Consider the following 19,227-nt stretch of genomic DNA (forward strand, 5'->3'; position numbering starts at 1 on the left):
CTCCCCCCCCCCCCCCCCCCCCCCCCCCCCCCCCCCCCCCCCCCCCCCCCCCCCGCCCCCGACCGGCTTCTCCGAGAACCAGAGCACGGAAGGCAGGGGGGAATCCAGCATGCGACAGGGCACGCGCAAGGGCCTGATGACCATGGCCGCCGCGACCGGCGTGATCGCCGCCGCGAGCGGCTACGCACACGCCGACTCGGGCGCGACGGGCACCGCCGGGGGCTCGCCGGGAGTACTGTCCGGCAACACGGTGCAGGCGCCGGTGCACGCTCCGGTGAACATCTGCGGCAACACCGTGAGCGTCGTCGGGCTGCTCAACCCGTCGGTGGGCAACGGCTGCGGCCACCACGCCGGCACCTCGGCGGGCCGGCCCGGCGGCGCCGGCGGCTCGCACGCGCACGGCCGTGCCGGCGGCTCGCCGGGCGTCGGATCCGGCAACACCGTCCAGGTGCCGGTCGACGCCCCGGTGAACGTGTGCGGCAACAGCGTCGACGTCATCGGGGTGGGCAACGCCGCGGTGGGCAACGACTGCGCCGACCACGGGGGGCACGGCACCCCGCCCGGCAGGCCGGGAGGACCGGGAGAGCCGGGCCGCCCCGGGCAGCCGGGTCAGCCGGGGAACCCGGACCGGCCCGGGAAGCCGGGAGAGCCGGGCCGTCCCACCCTCCCGGGGAAGCCGGGCACCCCCGGCGAGCCGGGCCACCCGGCCGGACCCGGACGGCCCGGGCACCCCGGCACGGGCACCCCGCCCCGCGAGCACACCCCGGCCCCCCACGGCGGGTCCCGGGTCACGGCCCACGCGAGCCGCTCCGCGCAGGCGGTGGCCGGCGGTCAACTCGCGCACACGGGCGGTGACGTGCCGCTCGGCGTCGCGCTCCCGGCCGGCGCGGGCGCGCTGCTCGCGGGCACGGTCCTGTACCGCAGGGCCCGCGCCGCACGATGACGGCACGGCGCTGAGCGCACGGCCGTGAGCGGAAAACGGAGCGGGCCCTGCCATGCCGGCGGGGCCCGCTCCGTTCGTGTCCGATCACATCCCCGGGCTCACCATGTGGCCCGCACCTGGCGGATGATCCGCCGGCGCAGCCGCACCCTGCGACTGCCGTCGCGCAACAGACTCAGTCGGTCCAACTCCCAGTGTCCGTACTCGGCATGATCCGTCAGCAGACGTGTCGCCTCCTTGCGGGAGACCCCGCGCGGCACGTACACGTCGACAAATTCGTATTCCGGCATCGCATCTATTGTGCGGGCTGGTGCCAGGTACGGATAGCGTCTGCACTATGTCTGATGCTGCGCAGCCCACCGCTGCCGAGGTACGCGCCGCCGCCGAGGCGGTCAAGACCGCGCTCGACCGTCATCTCGCTGCGATCGAACGCAGGTCGGGGGAGGACGACCCGGCCGTCTCCGAGGCGTTCAACCAGCTGGCCGCAGCCGCCGAGGCGTACGACGAGCTGCTCTACGACCGTTTCGACGAGGTCACACCCTTCGAGATCCCCGGCGCGGAGGACGCACTGCCGCCGTACGCCGGGCCCGAGGAGCCCCATGCGATCAGTGTGCTGATCCGCCGCGACTACACCGTCGCGGAACCGCAGCGGCTGCTGGCGCAGGCCCAGCGGGTCGAGGCGGCGGAGTACGACGAGGGCGGGGACGACGAGGCCGCCGGGTCCGTTCCCGGCGCGCTGGGGATCCTCTTCGGCGAGTTCGAGCCGGACGAGATCGCCTCCCGGCACAAGGAATTCGGCCTGGAGGAGGGTGACTCCACGCTCTGGGTCACGGCGACGGAGGAACCGCCCGAGGCCGGGGAGTGGCTCGCTGCGCCCTTCGAGCACATCGATCCGCAGGCGGTGGTGTGCCGCTTCGACGTGAGCGCGGTCTTCGACGACGACGCGGCCGCCGACGACGAGGACGAGGACGAGCTGGACTTCGTCGAGGACGACGAAGAGCTGGAGCCGCTCGACGCCGACAAGTGAGCCGGACCCGGCGGTGCCGTGCGGGCCTGGCCCGTCACGGCACCACCGTCCGCACCCCCGCGGCGGCGGGGGCGGACGACCAGGTCAGCTCGCCGGCACCGGCGGGCGCAGCAGGGTGACCAGACGCGTGGTGCGGGGCTTGGCCGGGACCTCCGCGACCGCCCTCGGCAGGGCCTGCTCCACGCCGTGGACCACGGACAGGTGCCGTTCCGCCCGGCCGAACGCCGTGTACACCCACGGGCGGCTGAGCACCCCCGCGGCGTCGCCGGGCAGCACCACGACCGCCGCGGGCCAGCGGGCGCCCACCGCCTGGTGCGCGGTCAGCGCCCAGCCGTGCCGCACGGCGCCCTCCACCCGCTCGCGCGGTACGACGACGGGGGCGCCGGCGCACGACAGGTGCAGCCCCTCGGCGTCGGCCTTCACCACCACACCCGGCACGGTGCGCCCCGGCGCGGGGGAGTAGACGATCCGGTCGCCGGGGTCGAAGCCGCCGAACCGGCCGGGGCCGGGGTTCAGGCGCTCCTTCAGGGCGGAGTTCAGTACGCGGGTGCCCGCGGCGCCGCCGTGGCCCGGGGTGATCACCACGGTCCGGTCGGCCGGGACGCCGAGCGCCCGCGGCACCGAGTCCGCCACCAGTTGCACCGTCCGGTGCACGGCCTCGCCCGCGTCCCGCACCGGCACGATGACGATCTCCTTGCCGGGGGCCGCGACCTGGTTCAGCTCGCCGGCACCGATGCCGGAGACCAGCTCGCCGAGGGGGCCCGGGTCCGGGACGCGGGAGACGGCCTGCGGGCAGACACGGGCCGCGAGCAGGTCGGCGAAGACCCGGCCCGGCCCGGCGGACCACAGCACCCCCGGGTCACCGCTGAGCACCAGCCGGGCCCCGTCGGGCAGCGACTCCACCAGCATCGCGGCACTCTCCACGTCGAGCTGCGGCGCGTCCAGCACGATCAGCAGATCCAGCTCCAGGGCCCCGTCGGCGTCCCGCCCGGGCCCCTCGGCACCGCCCAGCAGCCCGGCCACGGTGAAGACACCGCGTGCGCCGGGAGGGGCGGCCGGCCGCCCGGGCTCCGCGTCCGGCCGCCCGCCCGCATCGCCTGGCCGCGCCGGGTCAGCCGCGTGTTCCGCCGGGCGGAGGCCTGCCTCCGCGGGGTGTCCGCCGTGCCGCGCGGGCTCCGTGCCCCGCTCCGTGGCGGCTTCGCCGGGCCGTCCGGCGTCCACGCCCTGCCGTGCGGGATCCTCCCCCGGCCACCCGCTGTCTCCGCCCTGCCGCCCGGGGGCCCCGCCCAGGTGCGCGGTCAGGCGGTGGCATCCGTCCGGGGTGTGGCAGGCGGCGTAGGCCCGCAGGCCCGCCGCGCGGGCGGCGGCGAGCAGCGCGGCCGGTTCGGCGCGGGCCGCCTCACCGCCGGTGTGCAGCACCAGGCCGTGTCCGGCGACCGCGCGGGCCAGCTCGGCGGCGCCGCCGGACAGCCCGGCCGTGACCGCCTCCCACGCCTGCCCGGCCTCCTCGGGCACCGAGTTGGCCAGCCGGGCCAGCCCGTCGGCGAGGCTCTCCTCGGCCAGGGCGTACCGCTCCAGACCGACCAGGACCCGGACCGGCGGCTCCTGCTCCTCGTCGGTGTCCCGGGGCGCGGGCGCACCGGGCTCCTCCAGGGCGTCCTGGAACGCCAGCGCCTCGCCCTCGGCGAGCGCGCCCTGCACCGCCGCGTCGGGGTCCGGCACCCCCTGCCGGCCGAGCGCCGCGGCGAGCGCGGGCAGCTCCAGGGCGGTGTGGCCGGCCACGGCCGCCTGTTCCAGCAGCCAGACCGTCAGCGCCCGGCCCCGCCGCTCGTCGCCCGGGCCGCAGTCCGGACCGAGCAGCGCCCGCGCGAAGCCGTCGGCCTGCTCCGGCCGGACCCCGCCGACGCGGAGCAGCTGCCAGGGGTCCTCCCGGAGCGCGGGGCCGGCGCCCTCGCCGAGCGCCGCCGCCACCTGCGGGGCGAGCGTGTCCGGCGCGCCGCCCTCGGCGAGCACCCGGCGCACGGCGTCGACGGTCTCCGGCGCGGGGACGCCGGGCGCGGCCGGGGCGGGGGCGGGCTGGGGGCGGCGTACCGGCTCCGGGGCGGGGCGGCGCGGGGCCGGCGCCGGCTCGGCGAACACCGTGGCCACCGGCTTCTCGCCGCTCTCCACCGCCCGGACCGCCGCGAGCAGGTCGGCCGCCGTGCCGCTGAGCTTGGCGCCGCTGTCGATGGGGGCCTTCTTCTCGGCCTTGCGCCGCTCGATCCGCTCCCGCTCGATCCGCTGCGCGGCCAGCTCGGCCTCCACCTCGGACAGCCCGGCCGCACCGCCCTCGGCGCCGGCGCCCCCGGTCCCCTCCGAAGCACCGGCCCCGGCCGGGGCCGCGGCGCTCTCCGGGGCACCGGCCCCGTCGGCGGACTCCGTCTCCCCGGCCGCGACGCCCTCCTCGGGACGCCCCTGGGCACGCGCGCCGGCGCCCCCTCCGGCGCCTTCCGGGCCCTCGTCCGTGTCCGTGCCGCCGGCCGTCCCCGTACCCCCGGCCGGTACGCCCCCGGTGCCCGCGTCGGCGCCCTCCTCCCGCGTCTCACGGGTGTCCGGCGTCCCCGGCCCGGCTTCCTCCGTGGTCTCCGGCTCCGTGCTCACAGCGTGCTCCAGTCGTGATCGGGATAGCGGTGCACGGGCGCCGACACATCGTCCAGCGCCCGGCAGATCTCGTCAGGAAGACTAAGGGTCTCCACTGACAACGCCGCCGTGAGCTGCTGCGCCGTGCGCGCGCCGACGATCGGCGCGGCCACCCCGGGCCGGTCGCGCACCCACGCCAGGGCCACCTGGAGCGGGGTCACCGCGAGCCCGTCGGCCGCCGTCGTCACCGCGTCCACGATGCGCGTCGCGGTGTCGTCCAGGTACGGCTCGACGAACAGCGCGAGGTGCTCGGAGGCGCCGCGCGAGTCCGGGGGAGTGGTGTGCCGGTACTTGCCGGTCAGCACGCCCCGCCCCAGCGGGGAGGACGGCAGCAGGCCCACGCCGAGGTCGAGCGCGGCCGGCAGCACCTCGCGCTCCACACCGCGCTGGAGCAGCGAGTACTCCATCTGGGTGCTGGCCAGCCGGGTGCGGGCGCCCGGCGCCGCGAGCTGCCAGGTGGCCGCCTTGGCCAGCTGCCAGCCGCAGAAGTTGGAGACGCCCGCGTACCGGGCCCGGCCGCTGCTCACCGCGAGGTCGAGGGCCTGGAGGGTCTCCTCCAGCGGGGTCTTCGGGTCGTAGGCGTGCACGTGCCACAGGTCGACGTACTCCGTGCCCAGGCGTTCCAGGGAGGCGTCGAGCGCGGCGAGCAGATGGCCGCGGGAGCCGTCGAAGCGGCGGTCGGGGTCGGGCACGCTGCCGGCCTTCGTGGAGACGACCAGATCCCGCCGGGGCACCAGCCCGTCCATGAGCCGCCCGAGCAGATACTCCGCCTCCCCGTCGCCGTACACGTCGGCGGTGTCGACGAGGGTGCCGCCGGCCTCCCAGAACGTCTTCAGCATGTCGGCGGCGTCGTGCTCGTCGGTGTCCCGCCCCCAGGTGAGGGTGCCGAGTCCGATCCTGGACACGCGCAGGCCGGTACGGCCGAGATGCCTCTGCTCCATGCGGGCGAGATTACTGGCCGGAACCGGTGTGGTGGGTGGCCTGTGGACAACCACGACCGCGGAGGTCCGGGCCGCGTGCCGCGGGGAGGCGGGGCGGACACGGGACCCGCCGCCGCCCTGCCGCCCCCCGCCGTTCCCGCGCTATGGTCTGCCCACAAGCACGTTACTCACGGGTAAGGGGAATCGCGCATGCAGCTCGGGATCAACCTCGGTTACTGGGGTGCCGGAATGGACGGCGACAACCTGGCCGTGGCGCAGGAGGCCGACCGGCTGGGCTACGCGGTGTGCTGGGCCGCCGAGGCCTACGGCTCCGACGCGGCCACCGTGCTCAGCTGGGTCGCCGCGCAGACCGAGCGCATCGACATCGGGTCCGCCATCTTCCAGATCCCCGCCCGCCAGCCCGCGATGACGGCGATGACCGCGGCCACGCTCGACTCGCTCTCCGGCGGCCGGTTCCGGCTCGGCCTCGGCGTCTCCGGCCCGCAGGTGTCCGAGGGCTGGTACGGCGTCCCGTTCGACAAGCCGCTGGCCCGCACCCGCGAGTACGTCGAGATCGTCCGCAAGGCGATGACCCGGGAGCGGCTGACGCACGAGGGCGAGCACTGGACGCTGCCGCTGCCCGGCGGCCCCGGCAAGCCGATCAAGCTGACCGTGCACCCGCAGCGCGAGCACATCCCGCTCTACATCGCGGCCATCGGCCCGAAGAACCTGGAGCAGACCGGCGAGATCGCCGACGGCGCGCTGCTGATCTTCCCCTCGGCCGAGCACCTGGAGGAGACCACCGTCCGGCACCTGCGGGCCGGCCGGGAGAAGGCGGGCCTCACGCTGGACGGGTTCGACGTGTGCCCGACGCTGCCGATCGCCGTCGGCGACGACCGGGACGTGGCCCGGCTCGCCGACACCTTCCGCCCCTACACCGCCCTGTACGTGGGCGGCATGGGCAGCGCCAGGCAGAACTTCTACAACCGGCTCGCCCAGCGCATGGGCTACGAGAAGGAGGCCGCCGAGATCCAGCGGAAGTACCTGTCCGGGGACAAGCAGGGCGCCGCCGCCGCGATCCCGCAGGACCTCATCGACCGGACCACCCTGCTGGGCTCCGTTTCCCGCATCGCCGACCGGATGCGTGCCTACGCCGACGCCGGGGTCACCACGCTCAGCCTGTCCCCGGCCGGCTTCACGCTGGAGGAGCGGCTCGCCTCCCTGCGGGCCGGCGGCGAGGCCCTGGAGCGCGCCGGACTGGCGTGAGGGAGATTTCACGGCCGTGGTGGGGGCTCGGGGGTCTTCCCCGCCACGGCCGTCACCGGGAACAACGCGCCCGGCGCCGCACGGTTACGACCTCCGGGCCCCTTCTTCCGCTTCTTCCGCCCACTCGTCCGCGCGAACGCCTCACGGGCCCGTCCAAACGCGCCCGGACCGGCCCTCACAGCCAGCCACGCCGCTTGAACAGCCCGTACAGCAGCACCTCCAGCGCGGCCATCAGCACGATCACCGCCGGGTACGACCACACCCAGTGCAGCTCGGGCATGTGGTCGAAGTTCATGCCGTAGATCCCCGCGATCATCGTGGGCACCGCGGCCATCGCCGCCCACGCGGAGATCTTCCGCATGTCGTCGTTCTGCCGGACGCTCATCTGCGCCAGATGGGCCGACAGGATGTCCGACACCAGCCGGTCCAGGGCCTCCACGGACTCGTTCACGCGCGTGAGGTGGTCGCCCACGTCCCGGAAGAAGGGCCGGGACTTGTCGTGCACGAACGGCACCGACGTGCCCAGCGGGCCGGTGCCGGCCAGCCGGGTCAGCGGCAGCGTCAGCGGTCCCGTCGCCCGGCGGAACTCCAGGATCTGCCGCTTGAACGTGTAGATCCGGGACGCGGTGTTGCGGGAACCGCCGGTGTCCGGCCGGAACACCTCCGCCTCCAGCTCGTCCAGGTCGTTCTGCAGCTCCGTCGCCACCTCCAGATAGTGGTCGACGGTGGCGTCGGCGATCGCGTACAGCACGGAGGTGGGGCCCTTGCCGAGCATCTCCGGCTCCTCCTCCAGCCGCTGCCGCACGGCCTTGAGCGGCGCGCCCTCACCGTGCCGGACCGTCACCACGAAGTTCTCGCCGACGAAGACCATCACCTCGCCGGCCGAGACCGTGTCGCTCTCGGGCTCGTACACCACCGGCTTCAGCACCATGAACAGCGAGTCGTCGTACACCTCCAGTTTGGGCCGCTGATGTGCCTTCAGGGCGTCCTCCACCGCCAGCGGGTGCAGCCCGAACTCCTGGGTGACCAGGTCGAACTCCCGCTCTGAGGGCTCGTGCAGGCCGATCCACACGAAGCCGCCCGCGGCCCGCGCCCCCGCGAGCGCGTCGGACAGGTCCGACGGCCCCTCGGTGCGGTGCCCGTGCCGGTAGACGGCGCAGTCGACGATCACGGAGCGCATTCTCCCTTCGCCCGGTCATCGGCGCACCATCCGATGCGCCTACCCTTGCCGCATGCCCACGCTGATCCTCGTAAGGCACGGACGTTCCACCGCCAACACCTCGGGACTGCTCGCCGGCTGGACGCCCGGCGTCGCCCTGGACGAGCGCGGCGCCGCGCAGGCCGCCGCGCTGCCCCGGCGGCTCGCCGGACTGCCGATCTCCGAGGTCGTCACCAGCCCCCTCCAGCGCTGCCAGGAGACCGTGGCCCCGCTGCTCCAGGACCGCCCCGGCCTGCGCTCCCACACCGACGAGCGGATCGGCGAGTGCCACTACGGCGACTGGTCCGGCCGCAAGCTCGCCGAGCTGAACGACGAGCCGCTGATGGAGGTCGTCCAGGCCCACCCGTCCGCCGCCGCATTCCCCGGCGGCGAGTCCATGCGGGCCATGCAGACCCGCGCCGCCGAGGCCGTACGCGAGTGGAACGCGCGCGTGGAGCGCGACCACGGCGCCGAGGCCGTCTACCTGATGTGCTCCCACGGCGACATCATCAAGTCCCTCGTCGCCGACGCCCTCGGCCTGCACCTCGACCTCTTCCAGCGGATCTCCGTCGAGCCGTGCTCCGTCACCGCCATCCGCTACACCCGGCTCAGGCCGTACCTCGTCCGGCTCGGCGACACCGGGGACTTCGCTTCGCTCGTCCCGCGCGAGGAACCCGGCGAGGGCGACGCACCGGTCGGGGGCGGTGCGGGCGCACCGTGATCGTCGGCCGCAGTAGGGTGAAGCGACCCAGCCCGTTCGCTTTCCCGTGCGGCCAACCGCCGAACCTCTGGAAACCACGACCCAATGGAGACAGGACGTGTCCCGTCAGGTGTTCCTCTACGACCAGCCGGACCGCTTCGTGGCCGGCACGGTCGGACTGCCCGGGCGCCGTACGTTCTTCCTCCAGGCCATCGCGGGCCCCCGGGTGACCAGCGTGGCCCTGGAGAAGACCCAGGTCGCCGCGCTCGCCGAGCGCATGGACGAACTGCTGGACGAGGTCGTACGGCGTAGTGGCGGCAGCGCCGCCGTCCCCGCCGTCGCGCCCGCCGAGATCACCGACACCGCACCGCTCGACACCCCCATCGAGGAGGAGTTCCGCGTCGGCACCATGGCCCTGGCCTGGGACGGCGAGGACCAGCGCATGATCGTCGAGGCCCAGGCGCTGGTCGAGCTGGACGCGGACACCGAGGAAGACCTCGCCGAGGCCGAGGAGCGCCTGCTCCAGGACGAGGAGAACGGACCCCCGATGCTGCGGGTCCGGCTGACCGGCGCGCAGGCCCGGGCCTTCGCCAAGCGCGCCCTCGACGTCGTCAACGCCGGGCGGCCGCCGTGCCCGCTGTGCAGCCTCCCGCTCGATCCGGAAGGACACGTATGTCCGCGCCAGAACGGATACCGCCGCGGAGCGTGACGGCCGATCCGAACCCGGCCGAGCTGCTCGCACGGGGTGAGCTGACCGTACGCGGGCGGATCCGCGAGGCGTCCAACGCGGCCCTGTTCTGCACGGTCGCCCTCGACGGCCGCCAGGCCTCCTGCGTGTACAAGCCGGTCGCCGGGGAGCGTCCCCTGTGGGACTTCCCCGACGGCACCCTGGCCGGCCGCGAGGTGGCCGCCTACGAGGTCTCCGAGGCCACCGGCTGGGGACTGGTGCCGCCCACCGTGCTGCGCGAGGGGCCCTACGGCGAGGGCATGTGCCAGCTGTGGATCGACGTCCACGCGGAGGCCGAGCTGCTCGCCCTGGTCGACGGCGAGGAGCCGGAGCCGGGCTGGAAGGCGGTCGGACTCGCCGACGTCGGCGAGGGCCGCACCGCGCTGCTGGTGCACGCCGACGACGAGCGGCTGCGCCGGCTCGCCGTCCTGGACGCGGTCATCAACAACGCCGACCGCAAGGGCGGCCACCTGCTGCCCACCGCCGACGGCCGGCTCTACGGCATCGACCACGGCGTCACCTTCAACGTCGAGAACAAGCTGCGCACCCTGCTGTGGGGCTGGGCCGGCGAGCCGCTCCCGGACCAGGCCGTCGGTGTCCTCAAGGGCCTGCGGGACGCCCTGGACGGCCCGCTGGCCGCCCGGCTGGCCGCGCTGATCACGATGGCCGAAATCGACGCCACGCGTGCGCGGGTCGACGCGCTGCTCGCCTCCGGCCGGCACCCGGAGCCGGGCGGCGACTGGCCCGCCATCCCCTGGCCACCCGTGTAGACCCGTCCGGCGCCCGGGCGCGTGCCGTCTCCCAGCACATCCGGCGCAAATGTTCAAGAACGCCGAACCGGTCATCCGGCCCGATCCCGTTCGTATACGCGGCCGGGTGCCGGTTAGGCTCATGTACATGCATGCCTGGCCCGCTTCCGAGGTCCCCGCCCTGCCTGGTCAGGGCCGCGACCTGAGGATCCACGACACCGCGACCGGCGGTCTGGTCACCCTCGACCCCGGTCCCGTCGCCCGTCTGTACGTCTGCGGCATCACGCCGTACGACGCGACCCACATGGGTCACGCGGCGACCTACAACGCGTTCGACCTCGTCCAGCGCGTGTGGCTCGACACCAAGCGGCAGGTTCACTACGTCCAGAACGTCACCGACGTCGACGACCCGCTGCTGGAGCGGGCCGTGCGGGACAACCTCGACTGGACCGCCCTCGCCGAGCGCGAGACGGCCCTGTTCCGCGAGGACATGACCGCCCTGCGGATGCTCCCGCCCCGCCACTACATAGGGGCGGTCGAGGCCATACCCGGCATCGTCCCCCTCGTGGAGCGGCTGCGCGAGATCGGCGCGGCGTACGACCTGGACGGCGACATCTACTTCTCCGTCGAGTCCGACCCGAACTTCGGCAAGGTCTCGCACCTGGACGCCGCCGCCATGCGGCTGCTGTCCGCCGAACGCGGCGGCGACCCGGACCGCCCGGGCAAGAAGAACCCGCTGGACCCGATGCTGTGGATGGCGGCCCGCGAGGGCGAGCCCAGCTGGGACGGCGCCTCGCTCGGCCCCGGCCGGCCCGGCTGGCACATCGAGTGCGTGGCCATCGCCCTGGACCACCTCGGCATGGGCTTCGACGTGCAGGGCGGCGGCTCCGACCTCGCCTTCCCGCACCACGAGATGGGCGCCTCGCACGCCCAGGTGCTCACCGGCGAGTTCCCGATGGCCAAGGCGTACGTGCACGCCGGCATGGTCGCCCTGGACGGCGAGAAGATGTCCAAGTCCAAGGGCAACCTCGTCTTCGTCTCCGCGCTGCGCCGCGACGGCGTCGACCCCGCCGCGATCCGCCTCGCCCTGCTGGCCCACCACTACCGGGCCGACTGGGAGTGGACCGACCAGGTCCTCCAGGACGCCGTGGCCCGCCTCGGGCGCTGGCGCGCGGCGGTCTCCCGCCCCGACGGCCCCTCCGCCGACGCCCTGGTGGAGGAGATCCGCGAGGCCCTCTCCCACGACCTGGACGCCCCCACCGCCCTCGCGGCCGTGGACCGCTGGGCTGCCGGGCAGGAGGAGCGGGGCGGCACGGACACCGGCGCCCCGGGCCTGGTGACCAGGGCGGTGGACGCCCTGCTGGGCGTGGCCCTGTAGGACACACCCCGAGGCGGAGCGCCCCGTAAGGGGCGCGGGGAACGGCGCGAGGGACTCCGACGCCCCCGCGGTCGCCGGGCTCGACACGGAGGAAGGGGCGGCTCCCGGCAGGGGAGCCGCCCCTTCCTCCGTGTCCTCAGTCCTCCGAGTCGTCCTCGTCCTCCTTGCCCCCGCCGCCGGAGGCGGGCGGCCTCGGCTTCCCGCCCGGAGGGCCCACGTCCCGGCGCCGCAGATACCGCTCGAACTCCCGGGCGATCGCCTCGCCGGACGCCTCCGGCAGTTCCGCGGTGTCCCGGGCCTCCTCCAGCGTCTGGACGTACTCGGCGACCTCGCTGTCCTCGGCCGCCAGCTGGTCCACGCCCACCTGCCAGGCCCGCGCGTCCTCGGGCAGCTCGCCCTGCGGGACCCGCAGGTCCAGCAGGTCCTCCAGGCGGTTGAGCAGTGCCAGCGTGGCCTTCGGGTTCGGCGGCTGGGAGACGTAGTGCGGCACGGCCGCCCACAGCGAGACCGCCGGGACGCCCGCGTGCGTGCACGCCTCCTGGAGGACGCCGACGATGCCCGTCGGCCCCTCGTACTTGGTCTCCTCCAGGTCCATGCGGCGGGCCAGGTCCGGGTCGGACGTGACCCCGCTGACCGGGACCGGCCGCGTGTGCGGGGTGTCACCCAGCAGGGCACCCAGGATGACGACCAGCTCCACGCCCAGCTCGTGCGCGAAGCCGAGCAGTTCGTTGCAGAACGAACGCCACCGCATGGACGGCTCGATGCCCCGGACCAGCACCAGATCGCGGGGCTTGTCGCCGCCGACCCGGACCACCGACAACCTGGTCGTGGGCCACGTGATCTTGCGCACACCGCCGTCCATGAACACCGTGGGACGGTTCACCTGGAAGTCGTAGTAGTCCTCGGCGTCGAGCGCCGCGAACACCTCGCCCTTCCATTCGCGTTCCAGATGCGCGACCGCCGTGGAGGCGGCGTCGCCGGCATCGTTCCAGCCCTCGAACGCGGCCACCATGACTGGGTCGATCAGCTCGGGAACCCCCTCCAGCTCGATCACCCAGTGCCTCCTTCCGACGTGCCCTCGCTTGACCCACCAACCTTACGGCGTCCCGCGGGGGCGCCCGCAGCCCCCTTGCACGGGGGAGTGAACGGATCACTGCCCCGTTCGCCGCCGTGGGACACGCGCGCGGCGCGGACTCACAGCGTGGAGCGCAGCCACTGCTCCACGCTCGCGATGTGCACGGTCGCCCAGGAGCGCGCCGCCTCCGCGTCCCGCTCGCGCAGCGCGTCCAGGATCGCCCGGTGCTCGCGCAGGGTGCGGCCGACCGCGTCCTCGCGGGTGAGGCCCCGCCAGATCCGGGCCCGCGTGGTCGGCCCGGAGAGCCCGTCGAGCAGCGAGCACAGCACCGAGTTGCCGGCGCCGCGCACGATGCTCCGGTGGAACTCCAGGTCCGCCGCGACCAGTTCCTCCACCGGGGGCGCCTCGCCCAGGGAGTCCAGCCGGGCCGCCAGCGCGTCCAGTTCCTCCTCGCCGATCCGGAAGGCCGCCATCGCCGTCGCGGCCGGCTCCAGGATCCGGCGCACCGCGAGGAACTCCAGCACCGTGTCGTCGCGGTGGAAGTCCACGACGAAACCCATGGCCTGGAGCAGCAGTTGCGGATCGAGACTGGTGACATAGGTGCCGTCGCCCTGCCGCACGTCGAGGATGCGGATCAGCGACAGCGCCCGTACGGCCTCCCGCAGCGAGTTGCGCGACAGTCCCAGCCCGGCGGCCAGCTCGCTCTCCTTGGGCAGCCGGTCGCCCGGGCGCAGCGCACCGGAGACGATCATGTCCTTGATCTTCTCGATCGCCTCGTCGGTGACTGCCATCAACCGGCCTTTCGTCGCCCGGACATCGGATGTCTCGGCACATTATGCGGGCGCGCGAAGGGGGCGCCCTCCCATGGGCGAGGGCGCCCCCTTCGCGCGCTACCGGCCTACTTCTCGCCCAGGACCTTCTCGACCTTCGCCCGGACCTCGTCCGTGGCCAGGCCCCGGATGGTCAGCGTGGTGCGGCGGCGCAGCACGTCGTCCGCCGTCTCGGCCCACTCGTGGTCACGGGCCCAGACCACCTGCGCCCAGATCTCGGGGGCGTCGGGGTGGACCCGCTCGGCCAGCTCCGGGTTCTCGTTCGCCAGGCGGGCGATGTCGAAGGCCAGGGAGCCGTAGTGGGTGGCCAGGTGCCGGGCGGTGTCGGCGGCCATGCGCGGGCCGGGCGCCGGGCCGTCGACCAGCAGCCGGTGGGCGACCGCGCGCGGGTTGGCGACGCCGGGCAGCGGCAGCTTCTTCGGCAGCGAGGCGATCGGCTCGAAGTCGTCGCCGAGCGGGTGGCCCGGCAGCGCCTCCAGCTTCTTCATGATGGTGCGGCCGATGTGGCGGAACGTCGTCCACTTGCCGCCCGCCACGGACAGCATGCCGCCCCTGCCCTCGGTGACCACGGTCTCCCGCTTGGCCTTGGCGGTGTCCCCGGGGCCGCCCGGCAGCACCCGCAGACCGGCGAACGCGTAGGTGATCAGGTCGCGCCGCAGCTGCTGGTCCCGGACGGAGAACGCGGCCTCGTCCAGGATCTGGGCTATGTCCTTGTCGTTGACGGACACGTCCGCCGGGTCGCCCTCGTACTCCTCGTCCGTGGTGCCGAGCAGCAGCATGTCCTCCCAGGGGAGGGCGAAGGTGATGCGGTACTTGTCGATGGGCGTGGCGAGCGCGGCCTTCCAAGGCGAGGTGCGCTTCAGGACCAGGTGCGCGCCCTTGGACAGGCGGATGGACGGGGCCGCGTTCGGGTCCTCCATCCTGCGCAGGTGGTCGACCCACGGGCCGGTCGCGTTCAGCACGAGGCGGGCGCTGACGCCGAACTCCTCGCCGGACAGGCGGTCCTTCAGCTCCGCGCCGGTCACCCGGCCCTGGGTGAAGCGCAGTCCGGTGACCTCGGCGTGGTTGAGGACGACGGCGCCCGCCTCGACGGCGGCGCGGACCGTCATCAGCGCCATGCGCGCGTCATTCATCTGGTCGTCGCCGTACACGGCCACGGCCTTGAGGTTCTCGGTGCGCAGCTCGGGCACGTCCTGCGCCGCCTTGGCCGGCGACAGCAGGTGGCCGACGCCGTCGCCGAATGCGGACAGCGCGGAGTAGGCGAAGACGCCCGCGCCGAGCTTGGCCGCGCCGTGCGGGCCGCCCTTGTACACGGGGAGGTAGAAGGTGAGCGGGTTCGCCAGGTGGGGGGCCACCTGGCGGGAGACCGCCCGGCGCTCGAAGTGGTTCTCCGCCACCAGCTTCACCGCGCCGGTCTGCAGGTAGCGCAGGCCGCCGTGGAGGAGCTTGGAGGAGGCGGAGGAGGTGGCACCGGCGAAGTCGCCGGCGTCGACCAGCGCCACCCTGAGCCCGGACTGCGCGGCGTGCCAGGCGGTGGAGATGCCCAGGATGCCGCCGCCGATCACAAGAAGGTCGTACGACGCCTTGGCGAGCTGCTCCCTGGTCTCGGCGCGGCTCGGGTTCGAGCCGGAGGCCGGGTGCGTCCCCAGGGCAGGTACGGACTGCAGGGTGGACTGACTGGTCATGTGGGGTACTTACTCCTCGTCAGAGCTGACTGAGCCGGTTGAACCGCTCAGCTCTCGTCGTCGAGCCAGCCCATGGTCCGGTCGACGGCCTTGAGCCAGTTCTTGTACTCACGGGCGCGGGTCTCCGCGTCCATGCGGGGGGTCCACTCGGCGGCCCGTCGCCAGTTGGCGCGCAGGTCGTCGGTGCTGGACCAGAAGCCGACGGCGAGGCCGGCGGCGTAGGCGGCGCCGAGGCAGGTGGTCTCGGCGACCATCGGCCGCACCACCGGTGCGTCCAGGACGTCGGCCAGGGTCTGCATCAGCAGGTTGTTGGCGGTCATGCCGCCGTCGACCTTGAGGGTCACCAGCTCGTCGCCGGAGTCCTTCACCATGGCGTCGGCGATCTCCCGCGTCTGCCAGGCGGTGGCCTCAAGGACGGCGCGCGCGAGGTGCGCCTTGGTGACGTACCGGGTCAGGCCGGCGATCACCCCGCGCGCGTCGGAGCGCCAGTGCGGGGCGAACAGGCCGGAGAAGGCCGGCACGAAGTAGGCGCCGCCGTTGTCCTCGACCGAGAGCGCGAGCGTCTCGATCTCGGCGGCGGTGGAGATCAGGCCCATCTGGTCGCGCATCCACTGCACCAGCGAGCCGGTGACGGCGATGGAGCCCTCCAGGGCGTACACGGTCGGCTGGTCGCCGATCTTGTAGCCGACGGTGGTGAGCAGACCGGCGTAGGAGTTGATGATCTTCTCGCCGGTGTTCATCACCATGAAGGTGCCGGTGCCGTAGGTCGACTTGGTCTCGCCCTCGGAGAAACAGCACTGGCCGAACAGGGCCGCCTGCTGGTCGCCGAGCGCGGAGGCGACCGGGATGCCGCCGAGCAGTTCGCCCAGCCGACCGCCGCTGATCTCGCCGTAGACCTCGGCGGAGGAGCGGATCTCGGGGAGGATCCGCTCCGGCACGCCGATGGACTCGCAGATCTTGTCGTCCCACCGCATCGTGTGCAGGTTCATCAGCAGGGTGCGGGAGGCGTTGGTGACGTCGGTGACGTGCCGGCCGCCGTCGACACCGCCGGTCAGGTTCCAGATGACCCAGGTGTCCATGGTGCCGAAGAGGATGTCGCCGGCCTCGGCGCGCTCGCGCAGGCCCTCGACGTTGTCGAGCAGCCAGCGGGCCTTGGGCCCGGCGAAGTACGACGCGAGCGGCAGGCCGGTCTCGCGGCGGAAGCGGTCCTGGCCGACGTTGCGGGCCAGCTCCCGGCACAGGGCGTCGGTGCGGGTGTCCTGCCAGACGATGGCGTTGTGGACGGGCTCACCGGTGTTCTTGTCCCACAGCACGGTGGTCTCGCGCTGGTTGGTGATGCCGATGGCCTTGATGTCGTCCCGGGTGATGCCGGCCTTGGCGATGGCACCGGCGACGACGTCCTGGACGTTGGTCCAGATCTCGTTGGCGTCGTGCTCGACCCAGCCCGGCTTGGGGAAGATCTGCTCGTGTTCCTTCTGGTCCACGGCGACGATCCGGCCGTCCCGGTCGAAGACGATGCAGCGGGAGGAGGTCGTGCCCTGGTCGATCGCCGCGATGAAGGGGCCTGCGGTGTGGGCGTCGGTCACTGTGTGCTCCTGGAAGTCCGTGGTGAGGGGGCTGTGCGTACGGCTGCTGCGCGAAGACTCGGTGCTTTCCGCGAGCTTCCTAGGCGAAGGCGAGGTTGTAGACGCCTGCTGCGATCGCGCCGCCGGCCAGCGGACCGACCACCGGGATCCAGGCGTAGGACCAGTCGGAACCGCCCTTGTTGGGCAGCGGCAGCAGGGCGTGCACGATGCGCGGGCCGAGGTCGCGGGCCGGGTTGATCGCGTAGCCCGTCGGACCGCCCAGCGACAGGCCGATGGACACCACCACGAGCGCCGTGATCAGACCGCCGAGGATGCCGAGGCCGTTGCCCTGGTCGTTCAGGCCCTGGGTGAGGATGGCGAGGACCAGCACGAAGGTGCCGATGATCTCCGTGGCGAGGTTCTGCGCCACGTTCCGGATCTCCGGACCGGTGGAGAAGATGCCGAGGACCGGGCCGGCGCCCTTCTCCTGGGCCTCGACGGCCTTGGCCGAGGTGGCCTGCGCGCCCGGGCCGCCGACGATCTCCTTGTCGGTCAGGTGGGCGAGGAACTGGCCGTAGTAGGTGACCCACACCAGGGCGGCACCGATCAGGGCGCCCAGCAGCTGGCCGGCGAAGTAGGTCGGGACGTTGCTCCAGTCGCCGTCCTTGATGGCGAGGGCGACGGTGAGGGCCGGGTTGAGGTGCGCGCCGGACAGCGGTCCGGAGATGTACGCGGCCGTCATGACGGCGAAGCCCCACCCGAAGGCGATGGCGAGCCAACCGGCGTTACGGGCCTTGGAGGCCTTCAGCGTGACGGCGGCGCAGACGCCGCCGCCGAGCAGGATGAGTATGGCGGTACCGATGGTCTCGCCGATGAAGATGTCGGAGCTGGACACCCGCGACTCCTTTGTCCTTCGTCCAGGGGTAGCCGAACCCCGGGTCCCTCCGGTGGTTCTGGCGCCCTCGTGGGTGAGAGCGATGCCGGCCCTTGGCGTTGTCACACTCTAGCGCGTATTGCCGGTAGGTGTTCGACAATGCCGACCGATGGACGGGAGTCTTGTTCGGCGTTACCCGTGCGTCAAGAGTTCTGTTATCGAAAACAGGATCGTTATTGATCGCCGCGGGTTATCGACCTTCGTGCTCGGACATACGGTATAGCGCTTTTTGTCCGTTTCAAGGTAGATCGACGGCCGGAACGCCGTCTGGCGTCCCGGCCGTATCGCCCGCTCCTGTGCGTGTCCCGCGCGCGCCCGGGCGGGCGGCCCGGCCGCGGCCTCGCGGTACCCCTCAGAACCGCCCGGCGCCCAGGTCGCGCGACACGGCGCGGGCGCAGTCCCGCACCGCCGCGATCAGCTCCGGACGCAGCTCGCCCTCCCGGCACAGCCGCTCCACCGCGCCGGTGATGCCGACCGCGCCCACCGGCATGCGGCGCCGGTCGTGGATCGGGGCGGCGATCGACGCCACGCCCTCCCAGGTCTCCTCCACGTCGGCCGCGTAGCCCCGCGCGCGGGTGAGGTCGAGCAGGTGCTCGAAGCCTGCCGCGTCGCACACCGTGCGGTCGGTGAAGGGCTTCCGCTCGGCCTCCAGCGCCTCGCTGTGCGCCACCGGGTCGTAGGCCGAGAGCACCTTGCCCAGCGCCGTGGAGTGCAACGGCTGCATGGCCCCGATCTCCAGCACCTGCCGGCTGTCGTCGGGCCGGAAGACGTGGTGCACGATCAGCACCCCCTGCTGGTGCAGCACCCCCAGGTGCACGCTCTCCCCGCTGGAGCGGGCCAGGTCGTCCGTCCATACCAGGGCCCGCGCGCGCAGCTCGTGCACGTCGAGATAGGTGGTGCCGAGGCGCAGCAGCTCCGCGCCCAGCTGGTAGCGGCCGGAGGCGTCGTCCTGCTCCACGAACCCCTCCTGCTGGAGGGTGCGCAGGATGCCGTGGGCGGTGCCCTTGGCGAGGCTCAGCGACGAGGCGATGTCCGACAGCCCCAGCCGCCGCTCGCCGCCCGCGAGCAGCCGCAGCATCGCCGCCGCCCGTTCGAGCGACTGGATGTTCCGTGCCATCGCCGTCCTGCCTCCGTCCCCTTCGACTGCGTACGGTGCAGTCACCGTTCGGCAATGCCGAACACTACCGGTCCATGCCGACCTCCCGCTAATGGTCGGACGGCACCAGTTACCTCACACGCGGTCCGGGCGTCACGCCAAGGCCACGCACGTCCGTCTCGTGGACGTGGTGCCCATCCAAGCCCACTCCCGGTTACCCTGACGCCGTGCGGCAAGCCCGGCCCGTCCGGGAAGCCTGCATAGCCGACAGCCGTCGCATCCCAGGGAGCCCTTACATGGCCTCGTCGCCAACGTCCCCTTCCGCCGACAGCCGGGCCCGTGTGTCCGCGCTCCGCGAGGCGCTCGCCACCCGTGTGGTGGTCGCCGACGGAGCCATGGGCACGATGCTCCAGGCCCAGGAGCCCACCCTCGAGGACTTCGAGAACCTGGAGGGCTGC

At 73.4% G+C, this 19,227-nt stretch carries 17 protein-coding genes; 7 read left to right on the forward strand and 10 right to left on the reverse strand.

The annotated features are described in order from the left end of the window. Nucleotides 1–109 precede the first annotated feature (109 nt). Nucleotides 110–943 (forward strand): chaplin, encoded by an 834-nt coding sequence (locus ACZ63H_RS36515; RefSeq protein ID WP_469872595.1) that lies wholly within the window; start codon nt 110–112, stop codon nt 941–943. Nucleotides 944–1,041: 98 nt separating this feature from the next. Here ACZ63H_RS36515 and ACZ63H_RS36520 read toward each other — a convergent pair whose 3' ends face one another. Next, nucleotides 1,042–1,230, reverse strand: a complete 189-nt coding sequence (locus ACZ63H_RS36520) for a DUF5703 family protein (protein WP_014671721.1) — start codon at nt 1,228–1,230, stop codon at nt 1,042–1,044. A 47-nt stretch (nt 1,231–1,277) separates the two neighbouring features. Here ACZ63H_RS36520 and ACZ63H_RS36525 point away from each other — a divergent pair, with 47 nt between their 5' ends. Then, complete coding sequence (locus ACZ63H_RS36525; protein WP_469872597.1) at nt 1,278–1,967, forward strand: hypothetical protein; 690 nt, start codon at nt 1,278–1,280, stop codon at nt 1,965–1,967. Nucleotides 1,968–2,051: 84 nt separating this feature from the next. Here the strand turns inward: ACZ63H_RS36525 and ACZ63H_RS36530 are convergent, their stop codons facing one another. Continuing rightward, on the reverse strand, nt 2,052–4,607 hold the full coding sequence (locus ACZ63H_RS36530) for a helix-hairpin-helix domain-containing protein (protein WP_469872599.1): 2,556 nt from the start codon (nt 4,605–4,607) through the stop codon (nt 2,052–2,054). Further along, the gene (locus ACZ63H_RS36535) at nt 4,604–5,587 is read right to left on the reverse strand and encodes an aldo/keto reductase (protein WP_469872601.1); all 984 of its coding nucleotides are present in this window, start codon (nt 5,585–5,587) and stop codon (nt 4,604–4,606) included. Before ACZ63H_RS36535 ends, ACZ63H_RS36530 begins: the two co-directional genes overlap by 4 nt. A 189-nt stretch (nt 5,588–5,776) precedes the next feature. Between ACZ63H_RS36535 and ACZ63H_RS36540 the strand changes: the two genes are divergently transcribed. Next, a complete protein-coding gene (locus ACZ63H_RS36540) occupies nt 5,777–6,832 on the forward strand; it encodes an LLM class F420-dependent oxidoreductase (RefSeq protein WP_469872603.1) in 1,056 nt (351 codons plus the stop codon). A gap of 175 nt (nt 6,833–7,007) precedes the next feature. Here ACZ63H_RS36540 and corA read toward each other — a convergent pair whose 3' ends face one another. Continuing rightward, complete coding sequence (gene corA, locus ACZ63H_RS36545) at nt 7,008–8,003, reverse strand: magnesium/cobalt transporter CorA (RefSeq protein ID WP_469872605.1); 996 nt, start codon at nt 8,001–8,003, stop codon at nt 7,008–7,010. Nucleotides 8,004–8,064: 61 nt separating this feature from the next. Between corA and ACZ63H_RS36550 the strand changes: the two genes are divergently transcribed. From ACZ63H_RS36550 to mshC, 4 genes are all read left to right on the forward strand, one after another. Beyond that, entirely contained in the window at nt 8,065–8,751 is a 687-nt protein-coding gene (locus tag ACZ63H_RS36550; RefSeq protein ID WP_469872607.1) for a histidine phosphatase family protein, read from the forward strand. Between the two features lie 97 nt (nt 8,752–8,848). Then, nucleotides 8,849–9,439, forward strand: coding sequence for a DUF3090 domain-containing protein (locus ACZ63H_RS36555; protein WP_467939431.1), 591 nt, complete (start codon nt 8,849–8,851; stop codon nt 9,437–9,439). After that, a complete protein-coding gene (locus tag ACZ63H_RS36560) occupies nt 9,403–10,227 on the forward strand; it encodes an SCO1664 family protein (protein ID WP_469872609.1) in 825 nt (274 codons plus the stop codon). The genes ACZ63H_RS36555 and ACZ63H_RS36560 overlap by 37 nt, the downstream gene beginning before the upstream one ends. Nucleotides 10,228–10,354: 127 nt before the next feature. Continuing rightward, nucleotides 10,355–11,584: a cysteine--1-D-myo-inosityl 2-amino-2-deoxy-alpha-D-glucopyranoside ligase gene (gene mshC, locus ACZ63H_RS36565; RefSeq protein WP_469872611.1), complete on the forward strand. Its 1,230-nt coding sequence runs from the start codon at nt 10,355–10,357 to the stop codon at nt 11,582–11,584. A 136-nt stretch (nt 11,585–11,720) separates the two neighbouring features. Here mshC and ACZ63H_RS36570 read toward each other — a convergent pair whose 3' ends face one another. The 6 genes from ACZ63H_RS36570 to ACZ63H_RS36595 form a co-directional block, all read right to left on the reverse strand. Next, complete coding sequence (locus ACZ63H_RS36570) at nt 11,721–12,638, reverse strand: PAC2 family protein (protein ID WP_469872613.1); 918 nt, start codon at nt 12,636–12,638, stop codon at nt 11,721–11,723. 140 nt (nt 12,639–12,778) lie between these two features. After that, complete coding sequence (locus ACZ63H_RS36575) at nt 12,779–13,450, reverse strand: FadR/GntR family transcriptional regulator (RefSeq protein WP_469872615.1); 672 nt, start codon at nt 13,448–13,450, stop codon at nt 12,779–12,781. Nucleotides 13,451–13,557: 107 nt separating this feature from the next. Then, complete coding sequence (locus ACZ63H_RS36580; protein ID WP_469872617.1) at nt 13,558–15,174, reverse strand: glycerol-3-phosphate dehydrogenase/oxidase; 1,617 nt, start codon at nt 15,172–15,174, stop codon at nt 13,558–13,560. A 47-nt stretch (nt 15,175–15,221) separates the two neighbouring features. Next, nucleotides 15,222–16,760 (reverse strand): glycerol kinase GlpK, encoded by a 1,539-nt coding sequence (gene glpK, locus ACZ63H_RS36585; RefSeq protein WP_469872619.1) that lies wholly within the window; start codon nt 16,758–16,760, stop codon nt 15,222–15,224. A 79-nt stretch (nt 16,761–16,839) separates the two neighbouring features. Next, on the reverse strand, nt 16,840–17,634 hold the full coding sequence (locus ACZ63H_RS36590) for an MIP/aquaporin family protein (protein ID WP_469872621.1): 795 nt from the start codon (nt 17,632–17,634) through the stop codon (nt 16,840–16,842). A gap of 391 nt (nt 17,635–18,025) precedes the next feature. Next, nucleotides 18,026–18,790 carry an IclR family transcriptional regulator gene (locus ACZ63H_RS36595; protein WP_469872623.1) on the reverse strand — a complete coding sequence of 255 codons (765 nt, stop codon included), beginning with the start codon at nt 18,788–18,790 and terminating at the stop codon, nt 18,026–18,028. Nucleotides 18,791–19,227 lie beyond the last annotated feature (437 nt).

The sequence above is a fragment of the Streptomyces sp. NPDC104831 genome (assembly GCF_055583025.1).